Consider the following 24,748-nt stretch of genomic DNA (forward strand, 5'->3'; position numbering starts at 1 on the left):
AAAGCAACGCCGTTAAGCATTCTCGTGGATGGGGCCACCGCGCTCCCGTAGTGCACCGCCACTGCGGCCCCGTAGCACCATGATGATCTCACTAATCAGGGCGGCGGCGATTTCTTCCGGCGTTTCCGCACCGACGTCGAGGCCGACCGGAGCATAGAGGTTGGGGTACGCGGCCAATTCCAGATCGGGCAAACTTTCATCCATTTTCAGCATCCGCTTGCGGGGGCCGAGCATCCCCAGGTAGATGGGCTTCAGGGGCAGAAAGTGCTGTACCATTTTCCGATCCCATTCGTAATCGTGGGACATCAGGACCACGGCGGTTGCTTCATCGACGGGGACTTCTTTCACTTGGCCATAGTCCAAAACGCGGTCCGCTAACGAGGTAATTTCCTTCGTCATTTTTCGGAGGGGCGCGACTACCCAGACTTCCCAATCCAGCAACTTGGCGGCCCGTAGCGCTGCGGGGATATCGTAATTGTAGCCAGTCAGGATCAACCGGGGGCGCGGGTGGAGCACCTCGAAGAGTACCCGGTGCGGAAAGCCCCGTTCCCCTCTAATAGTCTTAACAGAACTTCTACCCTTAGCCAGCGCATTAAGGGACTCTCCGTGAAACTGGTGGGGAATGGCCGGTTCGAAGGGTAGGTATAGCGTAAAGCGATCCGCTTCTGGCTGAAAGAGGCTTACTTCAAACTGGGGCTCTCCGGACATTAACACCGTGTCAAGATGGCGAAGCATGACCCGGGGAATTCGGGTGTCTACGACGGAACGAAGCAATTCAATCTCATTCCACTGCTCGGTGAAGTCCATTGGGATGAAGGCCACTTCGATCCTGCCCTCACAGCCCAGACCGATCCCGATGGTGGCATCTTCCCCCTCCGTCGTGTCGTAGGTCCGGGCCACCGGCCGGCCGAGTTGGATGGCCGACTTTGCCCGTTGCAACGCATCCCCCTCCAGGCAACCACCGCTGATGCCGCCGACGAAACGACCGTCCTCTGCCACCAGAAGCCGGGCTCCTATCCGCCGGTAGCTCGACTGTTTTACGTCGACGACCACCGCCAGGGCGCAGGGGGTATTCTCCGCTTTCAACTCGTCGTAAAAGCGGATGATGCGGCGGATTTCTTTCATTGATCGTCTTTCAGTTGGTCCCGAAACTGCTCGAATTCGGCGTAGGTGTCCAGGTCTATTGGAACGAAACCTAAGTCAAACATTACCAAGTCAGTCTCTTGATTGCGTAACAACTTGCGGGCACCGCCCTGTCCCGTTTCGTTCAGTAAGGCCTCCCGGTAAGCGACGGGGAAGATTGCGGGAACGCCGGGGCCTTCCGGGTAAGCCGTAGCGAGAATATGTCGGGGTTCGGTGCGGTCCTGATAGGTTTGCGCCATCCGTTGTAAAACGAGCGAATTAATCTCCGGTTGGTCAGTCAGTAAAATGAAATAACCATCCACTACTTCTAAATCAATACTGCGCATGCCAGTAGCGATACTGCTACTCATCCCCCGGTCCGGGTCCGGGTTGCGAACGATCGCTAGCCGACCAACAAAAGAGGATAACTCAGATACAATTTCGTCGTGGTAATGCCCAGTCACGATCACCGTTGGCCCCGGTAGGGAAAGGCTGGCCCGGACGATACGTTCCAGCAGCGTCTGCCCACTGAGTTCCAGTAGTTGTTTGGGTTGCCCCATTCTCCGAGAAGCGCCTGCGGCGAGGATTATCCGAGCGGTGAAGGCATCCGCCATCACATATTTTGTTTGCGGGAGATGACGATTTCCGTGATGGCCGTCTCCGGGCTAATCCGGGAATTATCCAAATCGTAGTCCGCGCTGGTCATGTCCAGCCGGTAGCTGATGCCCTCCTTATTGCCGTAGACCCGGCTTTCGATTTCGGAACCGTGGAAGGAAATGGCGCCGATACGCTCCACCAATTCTTCGTAGGTCGTCCCCACCCGAATGCCCTTTTCGGTGACGACGGCGGGGGAAGTCACGTAAATATCACCGACGATATTTTTGTCCAGGGGGTCGGGCATCAGGTAGCCCAGTTTGCTGCCTTCGGCGCCGTCGATGTAGTAGACGTCAAAGCTGCCCTCCCCATCTTTGAGGCGCCCCTTGCGGAGGACTTCCGCGTAAGCGCCGAGTGGCTCCCCGGGCTTCAACCCCAGGAAGGTTCCATTGCTAATGAGGTAAGGATCTTCCGGGTCAACGTCGTAGATATCGGTATTGTCCTCGTTTGGGCTATCGATTTCGGGAGTCATTTCCGTGTCGAAGCCAGCGCCTTCTTCGGGTGGGCCGGCGGCGTCTCCCCCACAGGCGGCACAGGTAATGAGTAGGATAGCAGCGGTAATGAAGTGGAAGACTTTCATGGAGTTGGGCTTGCGCAGTTTACGGGGTTCATCCCGTCAATGATACGAAGCGGATACGGAATGAAGGTCGTACAGGTTCAGGTGCCCGGTTCCGTATTACTTGATCCATTGCTTGGCACCCGCGGCAGCGCCCAAATGACTACTAGCTTGGAGGATTCTCGCCATTAACAGAAAAACCCCTCGCTATTGGATAGCAAGGGGTCGTTCGGTGCGTGTGAGCCCAGCAGGATTCGAACCTGCGACCGCCAGATTAGAAGTCAGGTGCTCTATCCACTAAGCTATGGGCCCGGAGCAGCCGCGAAGGTACGCGTAATATGGATAATCCGACGTAGCCGGACGCGGTTTAGTCATTTAATAGCGGGCCAGTTGTAGAAGTTGCGATCACCGAAATTTTGCTTCCAACAGAAGATTAAGACTTGCGTAGGACGGCAGACTCACCCCTCGGGGTTCGCGCGTAGTGACATTGAGTGGGTAGCGAAAAGCCATTCCGTCATTGGAGTATTTAAGGATGGGTAAATGCAAGGTATTATCTGGCTTGCCACCTTCAACGATGAGCCAGTTGCCGTCGGGCGATGGGTGCCAGTTGCCCGTCCGCAAAACGTCGCCAGCGGCAATTAGAAAGAATGTGCCGTCTTCGTTGAAACTGAATTCCAGACGGTCCAACGCAGCGTACGGCACCACCCGGCCTGCCAAACGATCGGGCTGGGTATACTGTACGGACGCCGAATCGACGTCCGGGTAGCTCCGGTCCACCGTGATGGTCGCTTCCGTCAGTTTCCTACCCAGATCTGCAATAGACAAGCCAGTGGGCAACTTACCCGCAACGGGCTCCAGCGTAACGTACTGCAGCCGGTGTTTCTTCCGGTGCTGGTCGAAAACCTCAACGAGGAAGTTCCCGTCGCCATCCCGGTAAAGGCGACGGCGCTGTTTCCCAAACTCACCGGAGGCGTAAGTCTGGGCGATGCGTTGAAATACGCCATCCAGCTGAACTGGTGCGAAAGGACCGAACCTGGAAATTAGCTGGCCGGGCTCAATTACTAAAGTGTTGGACATCTCCCAATCATTTGGCCGCTCGACGTAATAGGGCCCCAATGATTCATCGTCATTGCCCGTCTCCCGAAAACCAAAATAAATCAATTCCGAAGCGCCTTCCGCCGCCTGGTAGCGGTAGGTTCGGCCGGCCAGTTCTTTTCCTGAGATCCGGTGCAGACTGGTGTCCAGTTTGGAGAAGTAACGGTTGCGATAGAAAATTCCTTTCCGGTACAGATCTATATTCAAAATCTCTGGCGTAGGGTTGGATAACTTAACGGCTACCTCCAGGGTATCGCCACCCGCCAGGGAGTCGTAGCGGCTGATCGTAAGTTCTTCCGGATACGATAGACGTTCCAGTTCCAGCGTGGAGTCCGTTACGGTGATGATGGTGCCCGGAGTAAATAGCTCACTCTTTGGCCCAGCAGCCTCCTCCACTGGATTCTGGGTTGCGAATATCCACTGGGTGCCGACTAAAGCATCAACTTTTTCATCCTCCCGGCAAGCCGTAAAGCAGCCAAAAATGGGCAGCAGCGCCAACAGGTATTTCATCGGTGAATAGGGTAAAGCGTTAAACGGGTCGGTAAAAAACGCTGGCTAAAAGTTCGTCCCCACTCCAAATTGGATCAGGCCCGATTCTTCTTCTGAGAAGCCCGCCAGCACGCTAAAGGTAAAGGATTTAGACAATGGGATCACGTAGAAACCGCCTCCGTATGCGGTACGCCACGGCTCGTTTTTCTCATCATCCATGAGCAGCTGCCCTCGGTCATAAAAGGCACGAATGCCCACGGCGAAAGGAATGACCCGACTGCGAATAAGCGCTACCGGCATCCGAAACTCCGTCTCGTGGTAGAGGTAACCGTCCCCCACAAAGCGGTTGCGCTGGAATCCACGGAGGCCATTGTTTTGGCCCAGGGAAGGCAGTTCGTAGAAGGGTGCACGCCCACTGCTCCGCGCGTAGCCGCCGCGCAAACTCAGGCTAATTGGAAAGCGACGGGCAGAAAAGTGGATTTCCCCCGCCACGCGCGTCACGCCAAAGTCGACGGCGTTCTTGCGCCCGAAAGCCTGTTTATGGCTAGCCTCCAGGTACACGCCTTTGGAGGGAAAAACGGGGTGGTCCCGCAAATCAAATACGAAGGAAGGTTGGAGGTAGCCAAACACGAAATCGCCGTCGCCGTAGAAGCGCTCGGGTCGGTCGAGGATGGTCCCGTCACGGTCCGTCGTCTTGTTATTTTGGTAGCCCAACATCAGGTTGAAGGTGCTGTTATCGGCAAAGCCACGGCGTAACCCACCTTCAAAGGAAAAATGGTCGAGCGCGATGAGGCTAAATTCATTGCGCTCCACTTCCGGATCAATCCGCGTATCGTTCCCGATGCCGAAGAAGAAGTTGTAAAAATCAGGCCGGCCCACCCGCGTGGCGAAAACCAGATCGATGTACTGTATAAACTGCCCAAACTCGGCGCTGGCCTCAAGAGTAGCATTTCCTAGTGTACTGCCCTCAACGTAAGCTTTGTACCGGGAACTAAATTTTCGGTGGGTAAAATTTCGGCGCGTGTGTTTGAAACCGGCGCCCAAACTCGCGCCATTTCGAGAGTTAAAACCAATCGATCCAATCGGCGTCGTTTCGTTATAGGCAAATGCCGTCCGGTCGTAGTAGTACAGCTCCGGCCGCCAGTTACGGACCGAGCGAAAGCCACGCTCCAGCTCAGCGGGGGCGGCAATTGTCTTATCGTAGATCAACACTTTTGGCGCGCGCGGCTCATCATCGCTAGCCTGGTACTCATCGTCTCCTTCCCCACCAATGATCCGGACGCGGATGGCTTTACCTACCGGCCCGGAGGTCTCGAAGACGTCGTCGTCGGCCAGTCCGTAGATGCGGACTTCTTTGGTTTCGCGTGGCAAGAAAGTACGCTGGTAAAGGATCTTGCCGGCGCTCTTGCCCTTCACGTCGGTGGTGGTTACGGTAAGCCTTCCGTCTTCGGTGGCCGCCAAGAGGTAGTGCTCCTCGTCGTTCGTCCCGACAATATCGACCGTTTTGGCGTGGAGCTCGTAGTAGGCATCGGCGTATTCTTCCAGATCGTCGCGGCGGGTCTTGAGTTTGCTTAGGATGCCTTCCTGCAATTTCCGATACCGCTCATTTTCTTCCTCTTGCGCTGCCGCGGGTGCGGGGTTTTGTTGGACGGCCTGCGCCAGCACCTCATCCGTAAGGGCAGCTTGAATGGATTGTGCCTGCCGTAAAAATTCGGGCCGGCTCAACGGTGATAGGAGAAGGCGATCCATGTGCCGCGCCTGGAAGGTGAGACTACGGATGTCGGGTTGGTCGTAGTCAAAATCTTCGAGGTTGGGGATGGCCCACCGGCGGTCCGCCAACCAGGGGAAGAAGCCATCCATTTGTGAGAAGGCGTTATCCCGGTCGCGGGGGATGGGGCGGATATTTTCGACGTCGTCTTGCTTGAAGAGGGCCCACTTCCAGTTATCCTCGTGGCGCGACCAATCCCCTACGAGTAGATCGAAAATGCGTGCGCGGAGAAATTCTTCGTGGTTGATGAGTACCTCCTGATCGTCGTAACGCTCCCGGAAAAGTTCGAAGCTTTTCAGGACTTTATCAGCGCCAAAGGTCCCCGGGATATTGGCCTTCTTCTTATCCCCCCGCGGACTAATCTCTAGCGTACCCAACATGCCCCCGAAGGTGGGATTGTAACTACCCAACGTCTCCCCGGAAGACAGGACAAACAATTCCGGCGCAGCGTGCAGAATATCTAGCTCGTTGAGCAACGGGTCAATGATTAGCCCTCCAAAGGGATGGCCGGTCGTTGTCTGGTCGCGCACGGCATCCCCGATCAGTGTTTCCCGGACCTGGTAATTAAAGGTGCCAGCGGGATCCTTATCTACGGAGCGGAAGGTGTAATGTTTACCATCCGCAGCCTGGAGGCGGAGCGACGTCGTCTGCCGCCCCCCACCCTCCCGAATGGGAGTAAAATTGCGCGGGTCGTCATCCAAATTGAGGATGGGGAAGGCAACCGGCGTCGTCCAAATATCCCGGTAGTGCTTGCCCAGAAAGTACTTACCAAATTTGGACCGACCGTACTGCGGCCCGGCCGGGCGGACGATGGTGTCACGGACCAACGGCTCCAGAAAAGTGCGCATCCGAGCTGAATCCAAATTACAGGGTGGGAAGGCCGGGTTGGTGGGTAACGTATCCTGGCTACGGTCGCAGGGCGCGTGGTAGATGAGTTCCTGGCGAGCGACGGTGCCGTCCTCAGCTAGGACGTATCGATAGTTCACGGTACCATCCGCCGCGTAATGCAGTTCCGTAAACCCGGGCACACGGCTGACGTGAATGGCCGGTTTGTGTTTGGCCGCCCACTTCCCTTCACCGGCGGCCCCGGCGTTGACGATGTGATTATTCCCAAATTTGATGAACTGTTGGCTAAGGTCCTGCGCGCCTAACCACATCAAGCCGAGGTACTGACTGTTGTAGTCCCGTAACGCACTACCGAGCTTGTCAAAACGCCGGTTGGTCAACTCTTCCGGAGTGCCAATATTTTGGCGAAAGGATAAGCGGAAGCTGCCAATGATGGGTGGGGCAAAATGATCGCGCGCGGGATACTCACCCCCGTAACGGCCCTGAGACTTTGGGGGGTAGTGGCCCGCAATGATGGTATTCAAGTCCTGATTTTCATCAATACCGCTAAGTATCTCCGCCAGGGAAATGGAGGGGTCGGAAAAGTCACAATTGGCATCCGCCGGCACGGGCTTATCGTGGGGGTGGTTCCACCACTGCGTGTTGATGAGCATCAAGCGCGTGGTGGGTGCCAGGTCCACGAATTCTGGGCCGGGGCAGCCATTCGCTAAGGGCCAACGTAGATTGTCAAAATCCTGATCTTTGAAGTAGTCCTCAATGGCCTTGACGCAGGTCAGGCCTTCCCTTCCTGACTTATCCCAATCGCGGTCACCAGGCAAGAGGTAAAACTTGGTTTCGGGGTTTGTTCGAATGAGTTGCAAAAGCGGTTCGAGCCCAGCAAAACCAGCATCGTTGCCAGATCCCTTTTTGTATGCAAGGATCTTATCGGAGCATTCGTCGATGTAGTCACCCAACAATAGTACGGTGGCGGGGTCACCCGGCGCGTTGATGCGCTGGTCCAGCGTCCGATAAAATTGGGGAGATGCTTCGGCAGTATTTCCAGCGACCAAAAGCCTTACCTGACCAAACGTTGCAGCGGGAACGAGAAGGAGTATTAAGCAAAGCGTACGTATCGTCATCCTGGGGTAGTCCTACAGTTGTACCTACCTAATCCCTCCTCCGGGTGGATGTTCGTCCGTACGCTGTTTTCAGTAGGCCAGGATCACCTCAAAACCTACGTAGTCACCACGGCGGATGCCGGGCAAACCACTCTGCATATTGTTCCAGCTGAGGCGGCCATCGGCTGGCAGGTTGCCTATTTCTCCGGATCGGCCAACGTAGTGTAACCCGAGCCGCACCTTCCCCGGTTTGAGGTGGTAGTTGATGCCAACGTCGTACACCGTCTCCGTCCCACCGAAGAAACTAGTAGCGACGACCGTCGGGTAGTCCTCGAGACTCGTCGTCCCGTCGAAACCGTAAACCATCACGGAGGGCTCGAGGTAGCGGGGGCGGCTCGGGTCATCTCCGTCCAGCACGATGTTGTAGCCCGCCCGTACGGCGTAAGTCGCGCTGGTGTAATCATCCTCCAGGGAACTGCGGCGCATGGAGTGGTACTCTCCTTCGAGGTGGAAGTGGCCAAAGTTCACCAGGGCATCCACCCCAACGAGGCTGATGCCTTCTTCCGCCGCACCCGTTGGCCCTTCCGACGCCAGGTTGAGGGCAATTGCAGCGGTATTTCTTCGGCCAAAGCTATTGGCTGCCGGGAGCCCGTAGGACCAGGTACTCTTTTCGGGGTCGCCGAACATGAAGTTCAAGCGGCTAACGTAAAGGCTGGAGTAGAGGCGGCCCGCCGTGATGCCATTGTTCTGCGCGTTGAATACACCCGCCCGGTAGTCAAGGTGCAGCTTACTCGTAATCGGAACCAAACCACCCAGGTAAGCCCCACCGGCACCGCCGGGGCCCGTCCCCACCAAGTGTTGGCGGACGTACCACTGCGTCCAACTTTTTTCAAAGCTACTGACACCCATGGCTCCGGACATACTTTCCCGACCGATCGGCGGCCGCATGTATCCACCAATTACGTAGAGTGCTTCACTATTGCGGCTGATCTTGTACTGGCTGTAAATATCCCAAACCTGCGCGTTAGGGAAGCCACCGTTATTGACGCCACCGACGGTGCCGGATCGTTGATCCGACCCGACGAAGTCCGCCGCACCGAGGAATTTGATGAAGAGTCGGTCACCTACTTGTGCCGTCGTCCCAAAACGTAGTCGGCGGAGCATAAAATTGAGGCGGTTATCCGCTTCTACGTAGGTATCCGACGCGGGGTCGTAATCCTCGTGGCCGATTGTGTAGGTGCCCCAGGTCTGTACCGCGAAGATGGGTTTAACCGTCCAGTCCTCGTACCAAGGCTTTTCATCCTGAGTTTGAGCGAAGAGTGTAGTGGTCAACACCAAAGAAAGGCAACAGGATAAAAGAAAACGCATGGTGAGGTCTTTGGTAATCGAAATAGGTCGTCCTAAAAAAATAAGTACCGTACGCGCGGCGCAGCGCAAGGTAGGAACAGATGCCCGACCGCAAGCGTTACCCGCTTAAGATGTTCACCAAGAAACGCCACTTCGCTTACCTAGCCCTAACGCTGTTCGTCCTATTCCTGGCGTACGCGGGCTACCGCGTTTACCCCTACTTCAAGAACCAGAAATCAGATCGGGAACTGATCGCTGCCTTCGACGTCCGGGAGCGGGGAGACATCGATCTCGGTTTTGTGGAAGGCACCAGCCGGCGCCTACGTTACCTCCAGGTGGGCGACGACCCGAGTAAGCCGTTACTCACCTTCGTGCATGGATCGCCCTCCAGCAGTGCTTTTTGGATTAAGATGATGAAGGACACCGCCCTGCGCGCACGGGCCAACCTACTAGCCATCGACCGACCGGGCTACGGTGGCAGCGGCCTCGGCAAAGCGATGGTCTCCGTGCGGGAGCAGGCCGAAAACGTGATCGGCGTCATCAAAGACCGGATGAGTTCACCCGACCAGCCGGTCATCCTACACGGCAGTAGCTATGGTGGGACGGTCAGTGCCCGCCTGGCCATGGATTATCCCGAAACCATCCAGGGATTGCTGTTGCAATCCGCCAGCATGGCCCCACGGGAAGAATACATCTACTGGTTGAGTTACCCGACGAGCCACTGGTCCATCCGGTGGATGTTACCGCGGAGTATCCGCACGGCCAACCGCGAGAAACTCAACCACCTTGCACAACTGGAGGACATGGCGGACGAGTGGCACAACATCACCGCTTCCACCGTGATCGTCCACGGTACTGACGATTGGCTGATTTACCCCCGCAACGCCTACTACGCCTGCCGTAAGCTGGTCAACGCTCCCCGTGTCGTGCACCACATGGTGGCGGGCGGGCAACACGATCTGATTCACCGGACGCCCGACTTACTCAAAAGCTACCTTCACGACTTGATTGACGAGGTCTCCATTGTACCCACTTATAACGGAACCGAAGAGCGGTAAACCACGAATTTGTCGTTGGTCGCCACTTCCCGCACGTCGCCGAAAAGCTTTTCCAGGTGCGTCACGTAGTTCAAGTGGCGGTTAGCGACGACGACGAAATAACCGGCGGGTGCGAGCGTGCGTTGCGCTTCCCGAAACAGATTTAAGGTGGGGCCGATGGTGTTGCGGTGGCCTTCGTGGAAGGGTGGATTCGTGACGATCAGGTCCATACTATCCGTCGCAAATCCCGTGAGATCAGATTGCCACCGGATGTCCGCAGACGGAGGCAAATTCAGTTTAGCGGAGCTCACCGCTACATGTGAGATATCCGTCCCGTATAGATTGGCTTCGGGGTAAAAGTCCCGCAGGAGTTGATCCAGGATCACCCCGTTACCCGTGCCAATATCCAGTATGCTGCCCGGGGCTGGCATCAGCCGTAGCTGGTCATCCGTGCGCCAGGTATCCAAGAGAAATTGCGTGGCGTAATCCACGTGGCTGGAGGAGAACACGCCGTAGTGTTGGCGATAGGTCCGTTCGCGGTAGGCTATTTCTTTCAGTGGCAGTTCGGTCTTCGGTGCGTCTCGCCAATCGCTCAGCACCAGCGTCCGCGCCTTCTTGTACGCACGGGACTGGGTGACGGTGGCCGCATAACGCTCCGCGATCTCCAGGATGCGGGGCGTAAAGTGGCGGGTTTGGAAGGCGGCCGCCAACTTGAAATCTTTCCCCACCCGTTGGGCCAATCCATGTAGGTAGAACTCAAAAAGATCCAGGTATTTCGGCAGGTGCATCAACACAATTGTGGGCGCTGCCGCAGGTGCGAGGTACGGTAGGTTGACCGGCGAACTAGCCACCGACAGGTCGTTAGATTGAAGGGCATCCGCACGCCGCTGGTGATGCACAATGCTGTCAGAAACGAAAATTGGTTCGGCGTGGTGCAGGACCGTGGTAAGGACCCCATAGTGATCGTGGTAAATCGCCGGTGGCCCATCCGCCAATTTACTCTCTTCAGCGTACCATTTAAGTAGCAACTCATCAGCCGGCTTCAACAGTGGCGCCTGCCGCGTCCCGCCGAGTGCCTCCGCCGGGAAGTGATAATCTCGACCCGCATAATTTACCTTCATGGGGGGCAAAAGTAAAAAGGGAGGGCCGAGCATTATGCTCACCCTCCCCGATTGTTCAGTAGTGTCGTTTAGTAAGAATGCGCTTCAGAATTATTTTGCTTCGTACCAATCCTCAATGAGGACGTTCACGCCGGGTGCTTTTTCCTTGAGGGCCGAGCGGAATTTTTCCAAGTCGCTAAGGCTCTTATCCTGATTGCGGTAGTGGTAGGGGCGCACGAGGCCGGGCTTCATCTTGGAGACCAACTCGGCAGCCTGATCCACCGTCATGGTGTAAGGTTGGTTCATGCAGACGAAGGCCACGTCGATATCCGTAAGTTCTTCAAGCTCCGGGGCGGGGCCAGTATCACCGGAAAAGTAGATGCGTTCTCCACCCAATTCTACTACGTAGCCATTGAATTCCCCTTTGGGGTGAAATTTGGCGGGTGGGTAATTGTAAGCGGGGACGGCAATGATGTTATTGCCTTTATAGTTGGCGGTGTCCCCGTTGGCCAGTACCTGCTGATCCGCCCAACCCATATTGCCGATCTGGCTGGCAACGGCCGCGGGGGCGATGAGGGTAGCTTTACTCAGCTCAAGGCCGCCGAGCACCTCCTTATCCATATGGTCCGGATGGGTATGGGTGATGAGGACGACGTCGGGCTCCATCCGGTTGGTGTAGCGTTCGATGCCTCCGTGCGGGTCCACCAGAATGTTGAGGCCTGCGTAGCGCATGGCGACGCTACCGTGGTAGATGGGTTCCAATTCTACGGGAGCTACCTGGGCGTTCCCGGCATTAGGGTTTCCGGGCGTGGCCGTAATCTCGTCCACTGTTTCGTCGGATTGGCGTTCACCTACGGTTTCCGGATCGGCTTTATCGCACGATGCGAAGAGGGCCAGAAAGAGAAAGAGAAGAAAAAAGAGGTAAGGAATACGGAAGTTGGATGTTGGTTGCATGCTGGTTACTTGTATCGACATTAGAACCAGCCTTTGGGGCACATGTTCCCTATTCTTCCTCGTCAAAACCTAATTCCATCCGGGCCCCCATCAGCTCCCGCATGGCGTGCTGTTCCCCGATAGTGCGGGTGAGTTCGATTCCCTGGTTGTACACCTTGTTGGCTGCGGCGGGGTCGCCCATTTTCTCGAGGAGCTTGCCGAGGTGGTAGTAGGTCCCCGGATCTTTGGGGAAGTCCCGGACCAGCCGCTCGTACACTTCCCTGGCACCTGCGTCAGCGCCCTCTTTTTCGTGCTCTTTGGCCAGGGCGAAGAGGAGGAAAGAATCGTTGGGGCTTTCTTTGAGCAGGGAAATTATTTGATCTTTACGACTCACGTGGTGGGTGCTTTAGTACTTTGGTGCTTTGGTAATACCGCCCGGAAACGGGCAACCAAAGCCCCAAAGTACTAAAGCACTAAGGATTGACCTACCAAGAGACCCTCGACTACCTCTTTACCCAACTCCCCATGTACCAGCGGCAGGGGGCGGCGGCCATGAAAAAGGACCTCAGCAACATCACCGCCCTGATGGACTGGCTGGGCAACCCCCACAAACGAGTTCGGTGCATCCACGTGGCCGGGACGAATGGAAAAGGGACCGTCTGCCACCTGATTGCCGCCGCATTACAGCAGGCGGGGCACCGCGTAGGAATGTACACTAGTCCGCATTACAAGGACTTCCGGGAGCGGATCAAAATCAATGGGGAGTTCATTCCGGAGCAGTGGGTCATTGACTTCTCGGCACGCTTGCGTGCGGCAGAGCTGGACATTGAACCCAGCTTCTTCGAGATCACCGTAGCGATGGCTTTTGAATATTTCGCCGCCGAGCAACCCGACTTTTGCGTCATCGAAGTAGGCCTCGGTGGCCGTTTGGACAGCACCAACATCATCAACCCCATCCTATCGGTCATCACCAACATTGGCTTGGACCACACCCAATTTCTGGGCGACACCTTGGCAAAAATTGCGGCGGAGAAGGCCGGGATCATGAAACGGTGGGCCCCTACCCTGATCGGCCGCCGGCAGGAAGAAACCACCAAGGTTTTCAAAAGGCTGGCTAAAAAAGCTCATTCTCCACTTTATTACGCGGACGATTTTTTGGGTTCCGTACCCGATTACATCATGGACCGTGAAGGGGGGCCACCAATGTACCTCAATATGGTGAATGAGCGCACTTTACACCTTTTCGGCTATGAGTACCCGATCTACGCCCGCACGGAAGCAGGGTACGAGAACAACCGGACCGCCCTCGCCGCCCTGCGTTTACTGGGCTTAATGGACTACCGTATCCCGGACCTGAGTGGCTGTTCCGCCGCCTGGTCCCGGCTCCACGAACTGACTTATTACGTAGGTCGCTACCAAGTTATCGGTCGCAGCAAAGGCCCCACCTGCCTGGCGGATAGCGCCCACAACGAAGATGGCCTCCGCGTCACTATGAACTGGCTGGCCAGCTACGAAGCACCGCTCTACATCGTGCTGGGGATGGTAAGCGATAAGGACCACGATAAGGCCCTGGCCTATTTCCCAAGGGAGGCTCGTTATTACTTCGCCAAAGCGGATATCCCCCGCGGATTGCCGGCGGAAGAACTTGCGAAAAAGGGGGATAAGCACGGACTGCAAGGAGACGTCTACCCTTCCGTCCAAGCAGCCTACGCCGCCGCCCAGTCGGACGCATGGAATGACCACCGGGATAAGGCCGTCGTCTTCGTGGGGGGAAGCATTTTTACGGTGGCAGAGGTGCTTTAATTGACCTGAGCAAACTGCTTTTTAACGACGGACAGAAAAAAGAAGCCCCCTTATACCATCAATGATATAAGGAGGCTTCTTTTTTCTAGTCTTAGGCAGACAGGCTAATCCTTAGTCCTTACCCCACTTAATCACGGCCGCGGCCCAGGTAAACCCAGCGCCAAAGGCGGCGAGTACGACGGTATCGCCCTTCTTTACCTTACCCTCCTGCCAGGCTTCATTGAGGCAAATTGGAATGGTGGCGGCAGTCGTATTACCGTACTTCTGGATGTTGTTGTGCACCTTCTCGTCGGGCAAACGCAGTAGTTTCTGGACGAACTGGTTGATCCGCAGGTTAGCCTGGTGGGGAATGAGCATGTCGAGATCCTCGATGCCCATGCCGGCCTTGGCGAGGGTTTCCATGATGACTTCAGGGAACTTCTTCACCGCCATTTTGAACACGGTCTGCCCTTCCATGTGGGGGAAGACGCGGGCCTTATCGAGCATGTCCTGGTTCCAGAATACGCCGCCGTATTCGTTGTTCTCCAGGTCGTAGTCGACGTCAAAATCTTCGATGCCGTACTTCTCCAGGAAGTATCCACCGTGGGCGCCGGGGTACATGTAGGCCAGTTTCTCGGCGTAGGTTCCGTCGGAGTGCATGCTGGTGGCCAGTACAGCTTTGTCTTTGTCTTCCGTCGCTTCTACGATGACGGCTCCGGCACCGTCACCAAACAGGACGGATACGCCGCGGCCGCGGGTGGTGAAGTCTAAACCAACGGAGTGCACTTCGGCCCCGACGAGGAGGATTTTCTTGTAGGTTCCGGCCTTGATGAAGTTATCCGCCGTAGCCAGTCCGTAGACGAAACCGGAGCACTGGGCGCGAATATCCAGCGCGGCAATTTCCGTTCCGGCGATGCCGAGTTCTCGTTGCAGCAGGACGCCGGCGCCGGGGAAGTAGTAATCCGGGCTAAGGGTCGCGAAGATGATGAAGTCGATGTCATCCTTGTCGATACCGGCGTCGGCGATGGCCTTGAGGCTGGCCTCGACGGCCAGGCTGGTGGTGGTTTCCTTGCCGCGGGTGATGTAGCGGCGTTCCTCGATACCGGAGCGTTCGCGGATCCACTCGTCGCTGGTTTCCATCACTTTGGTGAGGTCATGGTTGGTGACGACGTTCTCTGGCACGTAGTGTCCGATTCCGGTGATCGTACTGTAAGGCATGTGTTGACTTTGAGGATGAAAAGGGAGGGCGAAGGTAACGTAAATAATACCTTCGTGGCCCCTCGCGGTTCGCTCGCCTCAACTTTTTGGTAGCCCCCATCGTACTAACTCCCTTTCCTCACCCCTCAGGCCAGAAACCATTGTACCACACCATCATTCTCGGAGCCGGCCAGGCGGGGTTAGCGGCGGCCTATTATTTGAAGCGAGCGGGGAAGAAAATCCTGGTACTGGAAAGCAATGCGCGTATCGGCGACAACTGGCGGAAGCGCTGGGAAAGTTTGCAACTTTTCACTCCGCAGCGTTACAACGGCCTTCCCGGTCTGGCGCCTACCGGTTCCGATTGGGAGTTGATCGACCGGTTGGAAGTCGCCAATTATTTGGAACGGTACGTAGAGACTTTTTCGTTGCCCGTCCAATTGCACCGCACCTGCGTCAGCGCCCAAAAAACGGACGCTTGGGAGATCAGGACCAACGCAGAAACCTACCAAGCAGAACGCCTCATTGTGGCTACCGGCGCTTATAAGGACCCCGTCGTGCCCGCAGTTGCTAAACAGTTTCCAGCTTCCATTGCGCAACTGCACTCATCCGAGGTCCGCGACCTTAAAGATCTTGTTGGTTCAGCTACCTCACTGCTCATTGTCGGCGCCGGCGCGAGTGGCCAGCAGTTAGCTCGTTTGGGCGCTGCCGCGGGTGCCAAAGTGACGTTGGTCGGCCCCAAGGTGGCGAACCTCCCCCGAAACTTTTTGGGTAAGGATATCTACTGGTGGCTCCACAACAGCGGGATGATGTCCGTGCGGACGGACTCTAAAATCGGGAAGATGCTCACGAACGAAAAGAAAGGCATCATCACCGTCGGGGATGGACCAATGCCACCTGGGGTACAGAGGATAAGCACCCACGTTAACGGTTACGCGGAAGGCCAGCTTAAATTTCGTACAGCAAAAGCTGAGCAGGCTCCGCTGCGGTGGCCGGGTAATAACAAAAAGGGCGTGATCATTTGGTGTACCGGTTACCGGAATCGGTACCCCTTCCTACCGGAAGAGCTACTCAATGATGCCGGCCAACCCCTCCAAAAAAGCGGACTGAGCACGGTGGACGAAACGGTAGCTTTCGTCGGCTTGGAGAACCTGCGCCGCCCCGGTTCCTCCCTGTTGGGTGGCGTTGGAAAGGACGCCGGCGAGATCGTGCGGGAATTGGGCTAGGCCCAGTTTCCTCTGTTGTAAGGACTGCACGTGTATAGCTTACCTTTATAGTAGATTTGTACGCTATGACCCCCGAAAACACCACGAAGACCAAATGGGCGCTGATCACCGGCGGTAGCCACGGAATTGGTAAGGCGCTCGCCGAAGAATGCCTGAAGCGTGGCCTCAATGTGGTCATCGTAGCCCTACCGGATGTGCACCTGGATACGATCAACCGTGAACTAAAGGAGCACGCACCGGGCCGCTATCACCTCATCCCGGTAGACCTCACCGCACCGGATGCCATCCCCGAAGTTGAGCGACATTTAGCTACCCTGGGCATCACCCTGACCTACCTCATTAATAACGCCGGTTTCGGCCGCGGTGGCCTCATCGAGCACACAGATTGGAGTGAGTACCTCACGATGATGCAACTCAACAATCAGGCGATGGTTGGGCTGACGCTGGCGCTGCTACCCCAACTGAAGAAAACCCGCGGCAGCATTCTGAACATGAGTAGCATGGAAGCTACCCTTCCCCTACCCTACAAAACGGTGTATACGGGGACGAAGGCTTTCGTCTACAATTACTCCCTGGCGCTGCGACAAGAATTGAAGCACTACGGGATTGGGGTTTCCGTCCTGTGCCCCGGCCCGGTGATTACCAATGAAGACGGCCTAAAACGCGTAGCGGCGATGGGAAGTCTAGCCAAAGTGCTCGTCACCATGCCCGCGGACATTGCACCTATGGCCATTGGGAACTTCCTGAACAATAAGGATGTGATCCGGCCCAAGTTCCTGAACCGGGCGATCCTGGCCTTTGCCTCCATCGTACCCCGGGGTATTAAGATGGCCATCTTGGAAAAGGTCTTTTCGAAGTACCGGGAAGAGGATGAACAGGCCGTTCCGATTGTAGAAGAGCAGCTGATTTCTTAAGGAAGCGGCCTACCAATCACTATTTAAATTTGACGAGATAATTCCGCACGTAACAAATAATGAGTTGTGGTTATAAAGGTGCAAACACGCACCACATGACTTACCGTACGTTACTCTTTTTACTTCTCACCCTCTTATCCATCGGCTGTTTCGCGCAAGTCGGCGTGAACAACTCCAACCCCGAGCAAGCACTGGACGTAAATGGCAAGGTAAAACTTGGCAACGATGGCACTAACCCCTCGGATGGCACCATGCGCTACAATAGTACGGAAGGCACTTTCGAGGGTTTTTCCCAGGGAGAATGGAAATCGTTAGACGCGCAGGGGGCCACCCCGGACCAACCCACTCCCTTCTTTGCCTCCGTTTACACCACGTTTCAAAGCGAAGAATTCATCCCCATGGAATTTCAAACGGCCTACGGGCAAAGCGCTTTCTTCTTTGAAAATCAAGGCGACCCTAGCTTCTTTACACGTACGGTTATTCCAGCAGGCTATATGATGGTGGTAGATTACATCCACGTAGTAGGTATGTCCACCTCGAACGACGAACAGTTTTTGGTTCATATTGCTGCTACTGACGGTGATGCCACTAATGCTACTGAAAGGTCTAGCCGTAGAGATGAACCGTTAATCTACGTATCTGGAAGTATAAAAGGTGGCCCCGCCATACTCGGTAACGGGCGAGCTCCCCTGCTCGTCGTAGATGCGGGCGAACAATTGACGCTGCGCAATGAGTCCGCATCCACCAGCGTCGGCGGAGTCAGAGTAGTCTTCACTGGCTTCCTGGTTACGGATCTGGATCAGTACTTTACTTATTAGTGGATATAAAGGGCGCCGGGTTTGAGCTTATCACTCGGAGTGATTTGTCTTAACCGTATTCTTAATTCTTGGGATAGGAATTTGTCTAAAGGTTTACTGGTCTGTTCAGCTTGGTATTGGATCGCCTAAAGGCGAACCTCCCGGGGGAGCGTCGCCGCGCCTGGTTAGCTAAGCCTATGAAAAAAGCCCTCAGGTCCGTTGATCTGAGGGCTTTTCGTTATGGTAGTAGATGACCATTTTAGGCATCCTCCAGCGCAGCGGCACCACCAACGATCTCGAGGATCTCCTTGGTAATCGCCTCCTGGCGTGCTTTGTTGTAGGTAATCTTGAGGTCTTTCAAGAGCTCAGATGCATTCTCCGTCGCCTTATCCATGGCCGTCATCCGGGCACCGTGCTCGGAAGCATTTGTGTCGAGGAGGAAGGACTGGAAGCGTGTCTTCAGAATGGTGGGGACGAGTTCTTCGAGCAGTGTTTCCTTACTGGGTTCGAAGATGTAATCGGCGTTGGTCGTTTTGCCGCCTTCCGCAACGTTGTTGTCCACAACTGGTAGGAATTGGACGGCTTCCGAGAACTGGACGGCGGCGTTCTTGAACCGAGCGTAGGCCACGTGGACGCTATCGTAAGCTTCACCGGCGAAGCGGTTCATGATCAGTTCGGGAACCTGACGGGTATTATCGAAAGACAGGTCGCTAAAGAGTTCCTGGTATTCACGGTTGATCGTGAAACCAGCCTTGCCTGCGTAGTTGCGGGCAAAAAATTCAGCGCCCTTCTTGCCAATGCAGATAACGTCGACGTTGCCTACCCCCTGCAGTTCATTTTCGATGACGCTGACGGCCGCCTTGATGATATTGGTGTTAAAGGCACCAGCGAGACCGCGGCTGGAGGTAACCACTACTACGCAAGCTTTGGTGATGGGCCGTACTACGTTGAAACTGGTGGATGCGTCTCCTTCCAGGTTGGAAAGGATGTTCGTCAACATCTCGTTCAGCTTCTCGGCGTAGGGCCGCATCTCGGTAATGCGTTGGGCGGCACGGTTCATCTTCGCAGCGGAAACCATCTTCATCGCTGAAGTGATCTGCTGCGTGTTCTTGACCGAACCGATTCTTTCCCGTACTTCCTTTAAGTTAGCCATTAGTTAGTCTTTAGTCTATAGTCTGAAGTCTATAGTCTGTAGTCTTTAGCAGTATGCTTCAGACTACAGACTACTAACTATAGACTATGAGAATTGTGGTACGAGCTGCGCGGCAACTTCGTCGAGCTTAGCCAGGTCAGCTTTGTCGTACTTCTTGTTGCGGAAGTTTTCGAGGACTTCGGGAAGCTGACGCTCCACTTCACTGAGGAAGAGGGCTTCGAACTCCTTGATCTTGTTGACGGGGACGTCCTTCATCCGGTTGTTGGTACCGAGGTGGATGATGGCTACCTGCTTCTCTACCGCTACGGGAGAGTACTGAGGCTGCTTCAACATTTCCACGTTACGCTTACCCTTCTCGAGAATGTTCTGGGTAGACGCATCGAGGTCGGAACCGAACTTGGCAAATGCTTCCAGTTCGCGGTAAGAGGCCTGGTCGAGCTTCAGCGTACCGGAAACCTTCTTCATCGGCTTGATCTGGGCCGAACCACCTACGCGGGATACGGAGATACCTACGTCGATGGCGGGGCGGATACCGGAGTTGAAGAGGTTGGACGTGAGGAAGATCTGACCATCGGTGATGGAGATCACGTTCGTCGGGATGTACGCGGATACGTCACCAGCTTGTGTTTCGATGATCGGCAGGGCCGTCAGGGAACCACCACCCTTCACGATACCTGCGTTTTTGAGGCTGTCGGGAAGGTCGTTCATGTCCTGGGCGATCGCGTCATCGTTAATAACCTTGGCGGCGCGCTCGAGGAGGCGGCTGTGGAGGTAGAATACGTCACCGGGGTAAGCTTCACGTCCCGGTGGGCGGCGAAGCAGGAGGGATACCTCACGGTAAGCAACGGCCTGCTTGGAGAGATCATCGTAAATGATCAGTGCGGGGCGGCCCGTATCCCGGAAGTACTCACCAATGGCGGCACCAGCGAACGGTGCGTAGAACTGGAGTGGAGCGGGGTCGGCTGCGGAAGAGGCAACGATGGTAGAGTACGCCATGGCGCCGTTCTCTTCGAGCGTCTTGGCAATCTGCGCTACGGTAGAAGCCTTCTGGCCACAAGCAACGTAGATACAGAATACCGGCTCACCGCGGTCGTAGAATTCCTTTTGGTTCAGGATCGTATCGATGGCAATGGCGGACTTACCCGTCTGCCGGTCACCGATGATGAGTTCCCGCTGGCCACGGCCGATGGGGATCATCGCGTCGATGGCCTTGATACCCGTCTGCAGGGGCTCGGTTACCGGCTGGCGGTAGATTACACCGGGAGCTTTGCGCTCGAGGGGCATCTCGTAGGTCTGACCTGCGATCGGGCCCTTACCGTCGAGGGGCTGACCGAGGGGATCGACTACGCGGCCGACCATACCTTCACCAACGTTGATGCTGGCAATACGGCCGGTGCGGCTTACGCGGCTACCTTCCTGAATACCGGTGGAGGAGCCCATCAGTACGACACCGACGTTATCTTCCTCAAGGTTCAGTACGATCGCTTCCGTACCGTTAGCAAAAGTGACGAGTTCACCCGCCTGGGCATTCTCGAGACCGTAGACGCGGGCGATACCGTCACCTACTTGAAGGACGGTACCGTACTCTTCCAACTCGGCCGCCGTGTTGGCGCCACTGAGTTGTGCTTTGATGATACCGCTAATTTCGTCGGGCTTGATTCCAGCCATGGTAGTATACTTTAGAAGTTGCTTGCGATTATTAAATGAGGGGGAAGGCTAAGCTTAGGCGATCTCCTTGCGAAGTTCACTCAGTTTGTAGGCGACGCTGGCGTCGTACACCTTTCCGTCGAATTCCAGGATGAACCCACCAATGATGGAGGGGTCGATCTTGGTTTCGATGTCGACGGAAGCTTCCGTCTTACCACCCGCAACGAGTTGCTGCTTAATGGCATCCAGTTCCGCCGCGGAAAGCGCAACCGCGCTCGTTACCTTGACGGTGCTGATCTTGTTGAGGGATTTGTACTGCTTGTCAAACGCACCAAGGATGCCCAGTAGGTCTCCTTCACGGCCTTTGGTAATCAGTACGTCGACGAAGGTTTTCGTCAGTTCGTTGGCGCCGGACTTTTCCAGCAGTTCGGCGAAGATGGCTTTCTTCTTACTGGGGTTAACGACGGGGCTGGACAGCAACAATGCGAGATCGCGGTTGCCGGCCATGGCGACGAGCGCATCAACGTCACCCTTGATGACGTCGAGTTGCTTGCGCTCCACGGCCATATCCAGTAGGGATTTGGCGTAACGGTCGGCTACTCTTTGATTGGTCATTCGGGGTTTAGTTGAGGTTCTTCACCAGTTCGTTAACGAGGGTGGTCTGGTTGATGTCGCTCTTGAGGTCCTTACGAAGTACCTTCTCAGCAACGTCGATGGCCATGTTACCCACTTCCTTCTTGAGGTCGGCCATGGCCTGGTCGCGCATGATGGCGATCTGGCGCTGGGCGTCGGCGCTCACCTTCTGGGCGGCTTCCTTGGCTTCGGTGACGGCTTCGTCGCGGCGCTTCTTGGCGAAGGCTTCCGCTTCGGCGACGATGCGGGTGCTTTCTTCGCGGGCTTCGGCGAGGAGGCGTTGGTTGTCGTCCTTCAACTGGGCCATTTGTGCTTGCACGCGCTTGGCTTCGTCGATGGAGTTCTGGATGTCGGTTTCGCGCTTGGTCAGTGCCTTCTGGATGGGCTTAAAGGCCGTCTTACCCAGGATACCCCAAACGAGGAGGAAGATGAGCAGCGTCCAGAAAAGCAGACCGAAGTCTGGCCGGATGGGGCTGAAGTCGACGAGAAAGAGATTGATCATTGGAAATGATTGTAACGTAAACAATTCACCTAGATGAATAAGATTTGCTTGAAAATTAGCCGGGGCCGCCGCCAATCGCGGTTCGGCACCCGGCTGTTTTCGATTGCAGTGCAGTCGGTTCTGGCTTAGTTAGCCAGGAATCCTACTACGATGGCGAAGAGGGCGGCGCCCTCAACCAGTGCGGCTGTGATGATCATTGCCGTACGGATGTCGCCGGATGCTTCTGGCTGGCGTGCGATGGACTCAGTAGCCTTGCTACCGATCAAACCTACACCAATACCTGCACCGAGTGCTGCAATACCTGCTCCTAAAGCTCCCATGTTGATGGAATTTAAAAGGTGAAAAGAAATTCTTAGTGGTGGGCTACCGACTCTGCGTAAGCACCGCCATGATTGTGTTCTACTGCGTGGTCCTCATCGTGGTGGTCGTGCTCTTCTACCGCCGCGCCGATGTAGCTGGCGCCCAGCATCGCAAAGATGAAGGCCTGGAGGAAGGCAACGAGCAATTCGATCAGGTTCATGAAGGCCGTAAAGGCTCCACCAACAATGGCACCAACCGTGGCACCGCCGATGCTTTCGCCGCTGTTACCAAAGACGAATACGAGACCGATGAGGGAAAGGATGATGATGTGCCCCGCCGTGATGTTGGCGAAAAGACGAATCATCAGTGAGAAGGGCTTAATGAAGAGACCAAGGATCTCAACCACCGCCAGGATAGGCTTTACGAAGATTGGCACGCCGGGCATCCAAAAAACGTGCTGCCAGTAATCCTTCTTACCGTTGATATTCGTGATGATGAAGACCAGAATGGCCAGGCCCATCGTCACCGCCAGGTTACCCGTGATGTTGGCGCTACCGGGGAAGATCGGAATCAATCCCAGCAGGTTACAGAACAGGATGAAGAAGAAGATGGACATGATAAAGGGCAGAAAGCGCGCGTAGTGCTCTTTACCAATCATGGGGATAGCCACCTCATCACGTATGAAGAGAAAGACGGGCTCCATAAAACCCTGAAAACCACTCGGTGCTTGCCCTTCCCGGTCCTTGTAGCCGCGGGCCACAACGGTGAAGGTGATGATCAGCAGCAGAGCCGCCAACATCATACCGAATACGTTCTTGGTAATGCTGAAGTCGTAGAAACTGGTGATGCCACCGCCAAAAAGGCCGGCGTCCGCGGCGGAAGCGCGGTCTAGTTTGTACTGCTTGCCGTCGTAGAGCAGGAAGTCAGCTTCATTGAGCTCTTCCGTGCTGATCTCGTCGGTTTCCTCACCAACGATGGGTCCGCCGTCCGCCTTGAACTTGTAGGTGTGGATGGCGTGTGGGTCCTTGATCTCAACGTGGCCCTGCGGGAAGGATTCATCCGCAATGCGGTTGATGCGGCCGTGATTCATCACGTAACCGTCAACGGCGTGGTGGCCGTGGTCGAACATGGAGCTCATGCCGACCGTCCAACCGTGCCCGGGGGCGAAGAGAATGACGGGCAGCGGAATGGCGAAACCGTGAAAGACCTCAAACTCATTACCATCGGCAATGTGATGCATGATCGTCTCGACGGGATCGTACTTACCACCGTGGTCGTCCGCGTGTTCCTCAGTGTGTTCTTCGGCTGAATCCACGTCGTTTTGAGCGGCGAGGGTACCGAAAGAGAGACAAAAAACCAGCAGAAAGAAAAAGCGCGCAGTCAAATTCATAAAGGATGGCGTTATGGGGCTTCCCCAATTCAGCCGCAAAAGTACGGCCTTCCTACTTATTATACTAACTACACTAAGTCTTTTTAGTATTGAGTTTGAGCCATTCTAAAGTTGCCGAGACTAACCACTTTGGTAGAGATTGCGAGCCTTCGGCATTGGTAATCGTTTCGTTGTGTAGGAGTGAAATTTACTGCCCAATTATTCGCTTGAAGTGTTGGGGTTCGGAATTACGTTTTGGGGAAGGAATACAGTCTGTAGTCTGTAGTCTGTAGTCTGTAGTCTACAGTCCTCCACCCTATCAAACCGAGCGGGGGCCGTACAGGAAGAAGTTGAAGGCATCCTGCGGAGACGACACCAGGCTGCCAATCGCCATGAACGCAACGAATAGCAAACCGCCCACCAGAAAATAGAACAGCCAGCGCAGGGGCCAGGCGTAGCGGAGGGTGGGCGCAAGTGCCTGACCAAGAAAGGTGGATTCCACGATCTCGCGCTGATTGGGGTTGCGCTCCTTTATGTAGTCCAGAATCTCCTCGTGGGCGAATTCGTGGACGCCATCGCTGGACTGCAGTTGATAAGCTAGGTACTGATTACGCTTACCCATCGCGTAGAGAAATTGGGCGGCAATGGGTACGTTGACGACCCAGATTTCATCAGCATGGTCCCAGACGAAGGGCATGGTTAAATTGATGATCACGCCGGCCGCAAGTAGGCCGTTAATCAGAAATTCTTCCTCAACGGACCGCACCTCATTTCGCTTTACGGCCACGAAATACCCAACCATGGCAAAGAGCACCATCGCGCACCAGACGTAACTAATCGCCAGGTTTTCGCGCCAGACATTAAGAAAGGCGCCTCCAAAGAAGGGAATGACCACCACCGTTGAGATATCACAAACTTGCCCTATCCAGTTGCTGTACTTGACTGGTTTTACCCCTGCGTCGGGCGGGTTGGCAATCAGGCCAATCAACCGAATGGGCGGGCTCACAACGGCTATAAATAGCGGGATCAACAACAGTAGTACCATTAGTCAGGACTTGATAAGACAAAGCTACAGCATTTACTTTGCAATTCAAAGTTCTTTATTAAATGAGGCGCTGTCGCAGGTGCCAGCCGAAGGGCAAGTAAGCAGGACCAGCCCACGGGGTAATTGCGTAACTTCGCCGCCC

Annotated in this window: 22 protein-coding genes and 1 tRNA gene; 5 read left to right on the top strand and 18 right to left on the bottom strand. The window is 55.4% G+C overall.

What is annotated here, in order from left to right; genetic code table 11:
* Nucleotides 1-12: 12 nt before the first annotated feature.
* The 7 genes from A3850_RS00495 to A3850_RS00525 form a co-directional block, all read right to left on the bottom strand.
* Nucleotides 13-1,125, bottom strand: a complete 1,113-nt coding sequence (locus A3850_RS00495; protein WP_068212767.1) for an XdhC family protein — start codon at nucleotides 1,123-1,125, stop codon at nucleotides 13-15.
* Nucleotides 1,122-1,736 (bottom strand): NTP transferase domain-containing protein, encoded by a 615-nt coding sequence (locus A3850_RS00500; protein ID WP_068212770.1) that lies wholly within the window; start codon nucleotides 1,734-1,736, stop codon nucleotides 1,122-1,124. Before A3850_RS00500 ends, A3850_RS00495 begins: the two co-directional genes overlap by 4 nt.
* Entirely contained in the window at nucleotides 1,736-2,356 is a 621-nt protein-coding gene (locus A3850_RS00505; protein ID WP_068212773.1) for a hypothetical protein, read from the bottom strand. The genes A3850_RS00500 and A3850_RS00505 overlap by 1 nt, the downstream gene beginning before the upstream one ends.
* Before the next feature lie 215 nt (nucleotides 2,357-2,571).
* Nucleotides 2,572-2,644, bottom strand: a tRNA-Arg gene (locus A3850_RS00510).
* Between the two features lie 93 nt (nucleotides 2,645-2,737).
* Nucleotides 2,738-3,937 (bottom strand): hypothetical protein, encoded by a 1,200-nt coding sequence (locus tag A3850_RS00515; RefSeq protein WP_068212775.1) that lies wholly within the window; start codon nucleotides 3,935-3,937, stop codon nucleotides 2,738-2,740.
* Nucleotides 3,938-3,982: 45 nt separating this feature from the next.
* A complete protein-coding gene (locus tag A3850_RS00520) occupies nucleotides 3,983-7,579 on the bottom strand; it encodes a BamA/TamA family outer membrane protein (RefSeq protein ID WP_068212777.1) in 3,597 nt (1,198 codons plus the stop codon).
* Between the two features lie 138 nt (nucleotides 7,580-7,717).
* Entirely contained in the window at nucleotides 7,718-8,995 is a 1,278-nt protein-coding gene (locus A3850_RS00525) for a hypothetical protein (RefSeq protein ID WP_157500786.1), read from the bottom strand.
* An 80-nt stretch (nucleotides 8,996-9,075) separates the two neighbouring features.
* Here A3850_RS00525 and A3850_RS00530 point away from each other — a divergent pair, with 80 nt between their 5' ends.
* Nucleotides 9,076-10,032 carry an alpha/beta fold hydrolase gene (locus tag A3850_RS00530; protein WP_231915261.1) on the top strand — a complete coding sequence of 319 codons (957 nt, stop codon included), beginning with the start codon at nucleotides 9,076-9,078 and terminating at the stop codon, nucleotides 10,030-10,032.
* Here the strand turns inward: A3850_RS00530 and A3850_RS00535 are convergent.
* The 3 genes from A3850_RS00535 to A3850_RS00545 all read right to left on the bottom strand — a co-directional run bounded on the left by A3850_RS00535 (nucleotide 10,008) and on the right by A3850_RS00545 (nucleotide 12,438).
* Nucleotides 10,008-11,132, bottom strand: coding sequence for a class I SAM-dependent methyltransferase (locus tag A3850_RS00535; protein ID WP_068212781.1), 1,125 nt, complete (start codon nucleotides 11,130-11,132; stop codon nucleotides 10,008-10,010). The two genes, A3850_RS00530 and A3850_RS00535, sit on opposite strands and share 25 nt — an antisense overlap.
* Before the next feature lie 90 nt (nucleotides 11,133-11,222).
* A complete protein-coding gene (locus A3850_RS00540; protein WP_197493955.1) occupies nucleotides 11,223-12,065 on the bottom strand; it encodes an MBL fold metallo-hydrolase in 843 nt (280 codons plus the stop codon).
* A gap of 49 nt (nucleotides 12,066-12,114) precedes the next feature.
* A complete protein-coding gene (locus A3850_RS00545; RefSeq protein WP_068212782.1) occupies nucleotides 12,115-12,438 on the bottom strand; it encodes a tetratricopeptide repeat protein in 324 nt (107 codons plus the stop codon).
* Between the two features lie 86 nt (nucleotides 12,439-12,524).
* On the opposite strand from A3850_RS00545, the gene A3850_RS00550 reads away from it, so the two are divergent.
* Entirely contained in the window at nucleotides 12,525-13,847 is a 1,323-nt protein-coding gene (locus tag A3850_RS00550; protein WP_068212784.1) for a folylpolyglutamate synthase/dihydrofolate synthase family protein, read from the top strand.
* Nucleotides 13,848-13,958: 111 nt separating this feature from the next.
* Here A3850_RS00550 and A3850_RS00555 read toward each other — a convergent pair whose 3' ends face one another.
* On the bottom strand, nucleotides 13,959-15,044 hold the full coding sequence (locus A3850_RS00555; RefSeq protein ID WP_068212787.1) for a beta-ketoacyl-ACP synthase III: 1,086 nt from the start codon (nucleotides 15,042-15,044) through the stop codon (nucleotides 13,959-13,961).
* A 140-nt stretch (nucleotides 15,045-15,184) separates the two neighbouring features.
* Between A3850_RS00555 and A3850_RS00560 the strand changes: the two genes are divergently transcribed.
* The 3 genes from A3850_RS00560 (at nucleotide 15,185) to A3850_RS00570 (ending at nucleotide 17,978) form a co-directional block, all read left to right on the top strand.
* Nucleotides 15,185-16,246: an NAD(P)-binding domain-containing protein gene (locus A3850_RS00560; RefSeq protein ID WP_197493956.1), complete on the top strand. Its 1,062-nt coding sequence runs from the start codon at nucleotides 15,185-15,187 to the stop codon at nucleotides 16,244-16,246.
* A 65-nt stretch (nucleotides 16,247-16,311) separates the two neighbouring features.
* A complete protein-coding gene (locus tag A3850_RS00565) occupies nucleotides 16,312-17,160 on the top strand; it encodes an SDR family oxidoreductase (protein WP_068212793.1) in 849 nt (282 codons plus the stop codon).
* A gap of 95 nt (nucleotides 17,161-17,255) precedes the next feature.
* On the top strand, nucleotides 17,256-17,978 hold the full coding sequence (locus A3850_RS00570; protein WP_157500788.1) for a hypothetical protein: 723 nt from the start codon (nucleotides 17,256-17,258) through the stop codon (nucleotides 17,976-17,978).
* A gap of 238 nt (nucleotides 17,979-18,216) precedes the next feature.
* Here A3850_RS00570 and atpG read toward each other — a convergent pair whose 3' ends face one another.
* The 7 genes from atpG to A3850_RS00605 form a co-directional block, all read right to left on the bottom strand.
* On the bottom strand, nucleotides 18,217-19,110 hold the full coding sequence (gene atpG / locus A3850_RS00575) for an ATP synthase F1 subunit gamma (RefSeq protein ID WP_068212799.1): 894 nt from the start codon (nucleotides 19,108-19,110) through the stop codon (nucleotides 18,217-18,219).
* 84 nt (nucleotides 19,111-19,194) lie between these two features.
* Nucleotides 19,195-20,778 (bottom strand): F0F1 ATP synthase subunit alpha, encoded by a 1,584-nt coding sequence (gene atpA, locus A3850_RS00580; protein ID WP_068212802.1) that lies wholly within the window; start codon nucleotides 20,776-20,778, stop codon nucleotides 19,195-19,197.
* Nucleotides 20,779-20,832: 54 nt separating this feature from the next.
* Nucleotides 20,833-21,372 carry an ATP synthase F1 subunit delta gene (atpH, locus tag A3850_RS00585; RefSeq protein ID WP_068212805.1) on the bottom strand — a complete coding sequence of 180 codons (540 nt, stop codon included), beginning with the start codon at nucleotides 21,370-21,372 and terminating at the stop codon, nucleotides 20,833-20,835.
* A gap of 7 nt (nucleotides 21,373-21,379) precedes the next feature.
* Nucleotides 21,380-21,892: a F0F1 ATP synthase subunit B gene (gene atpF, locus A3850_RS00590; protein ID WP_068212808.1), complete on the bottom strand. Its 513-nt coding sequence runs from the start codon at nucleotides 21,890-21,892 to the stop codon at nucleotides 21,380-21,382.
* A 125-nt stretch (nucleotides 21,893-22,017) separates the two neighbouring features.
* Nucleotides 22,018-22,212: an ATP synthase F0 subunit C gene (atpE, locus tag A3850_RS00595; RefSeq protein ID WP_068212811.1), complete on the bottom strand. Its 195-nt coding sequence runs from the start codon at nucleotides 22,210-22,212 to the stop codon at nucleotides 22,018-22,020.
* 32 nt (nucleotides 22,213-22,244) lie between these two features.
* The gene (gene atpB / locus A3850_RS00600) at nucleotides 22,245-23,582 is read right to left on the bottom strand and encodes a F0F1 ATP synthase subunit A (RefSeq protein WP_068212815.1); all 1,338 of its coding nucleotides are present in this window, start codon (nucleotides 23,580-23,582) and stop codon (nucleotides 22,245-22,247) included.
* 298 nt (nucleotides 23,583-23,880) lie between these two features.
* Nucleotides 23,881-24,567, bottom strand: coding sequence for a hypothetical protein (locus tag A3850_RS00605; RefSeq protein WP_197493957.1), 687 nt, complete (start codon nucleotides 24,565-24,567; stop codon nucleotides 23,881-23,883).
* Between the last annotated feature and the right edge of the window lie 181 nt (nucleotides 24,568-24,748).

It is taken from the genome of Lewinella sp. 4G2 (assembly GCF_001625015.1).
In the GTDB taxonomy this organism is placed as follows: domain Bacteria; phylum Bacteroidota; class Bacteroidia; order Chitinophagales; family Saprospiraceae; genus Neolewinella.

What these genes read in the sequence shown, in the direction of transcription:
- atpA (WP_068212802.1), bottom strand. Translation starts at nt 20,778, where the DNA reads ATGGCTGGAATCAAGCCCGACGAAATTAGCGGTATCATCAAAGCACAA.
- A3850_RS00525 (WP_157500786.1), bottom strand. Translation starts at nt 8,995, where the DNA reads ATGCGTTTTCTTTTATCCTGTTGCCTTTCTTTGGTGTTGACCACTACA.
- atpE (WP_068212811.1), bottom strand. Translation starts at nt 22,212, where the DNA reads ATGGGAGCTTTAGGAGCAGGTATTGCAGCACTCGGTGCAGGTATTGGT.
- A3850_RS00505 (WP_068212773.1), bottom strand. Translation starts at nt 2,356, where the DNA reads ATGAAAGTCTTCCACTTCATTACCGCTGCTATCCTACTCATTACCTGT.
- A3850_RS00530 (WP_231915261.1), top strand. Translation starts at nt 9,076, where the DNA reads ATGCCCGACCGCAAGCGTTACCCGCTTAAGATGTTCACCAAGAAACGC.
- A3850_RS00500 (WP_068212770.1), bottom strand. Translation starts at nt 1,736, where the DNA reads ATGGCGGATGCCTTCACCGCTCGGATAATCCTCGCCGCAGGCGCTTCT.
- atpH (WP_068212805.1), bottom strand. Translation starts at nt 21,372, where the DNA reads ATGACCAATCAAAGAGTAGCCGACCGTTACGCCAAATCCCTACTGGAT.
- A3850_RS00565 (WP_068212793.1), top strand. Translation starts at nt 16,312, where the DNA reads ATGACCCCCGAAAACACCACGAAGACCAAATGGGCGCTGATCACCGGC.
- atpB (WP_068212815.1), bottom strand. Translation starts at nt 23,582, where the DNA reads ATGAATTTGACTGCGCGCTTTTTCTTTCTGCTGGTTTTTTGTCTCTCT.
- A3850_RS00555 (WP_068212787.1), bottom strand. Translation starts at nt 15,044, where the DNA reads ATGCCTTACAGTACGATCACCGGAATCGGACACTACGTGCCAGAGAAC.
- A3850_RS00570 (WP_157500788.1), top strand. Translation starts at nt 17,256, where the DNA reads ATGACTTACCGTACGTTACTCTTTTTACTTCTCACCCTCTTATCCATC.
- A3850_RS00535 (WP_068212781.1), bottom strand. Translation starts at nt 11,132, where the DNA reads ATGAAGGTAAATTATGCGGGTCGAGATTATCACTTCCCGGCGGAGGCA.
- A3850_RS00495 (WP_068212767.1), bottom strand. Translation starts at nt 1,125, where the DNA reads ATGAAAGAAATCCGCCGCATCATCCGCTTTTACGACGAGTTGAAAGCG.
- atpG (WP_068212799.1), bottom strand. Translation starts at nt 19,110, where the DNA reads ATGGCTAACTTAAAGGAAGTACGGGAAAGAATCGGTTCGGTCAAGAAC.
- A3850_RS00515 (WP_068212775.1), bottom strand. Translation starts at nt 3,937, where the DNA reads ATGAAATACCTGTTGGCGCTGCTGCCCATTTTTGGCTGCTTTACGGCT.
- atpF (WP_068212808.1), bottom strand. Translation starts at nt 21,892, where the DNA reads ATGATCAATCTCTTTCTCGTCGACTTCAGCCCCATCCGGCCAGACTTC.
- A3850_RS00540 (WP_197493955.1), bottom strand. Translation starts at nt 12,065, where the DNA reads ATGCAACCAACATCCAACTTCCGTATTCCTTACCTCTTTTTTCTTCTC.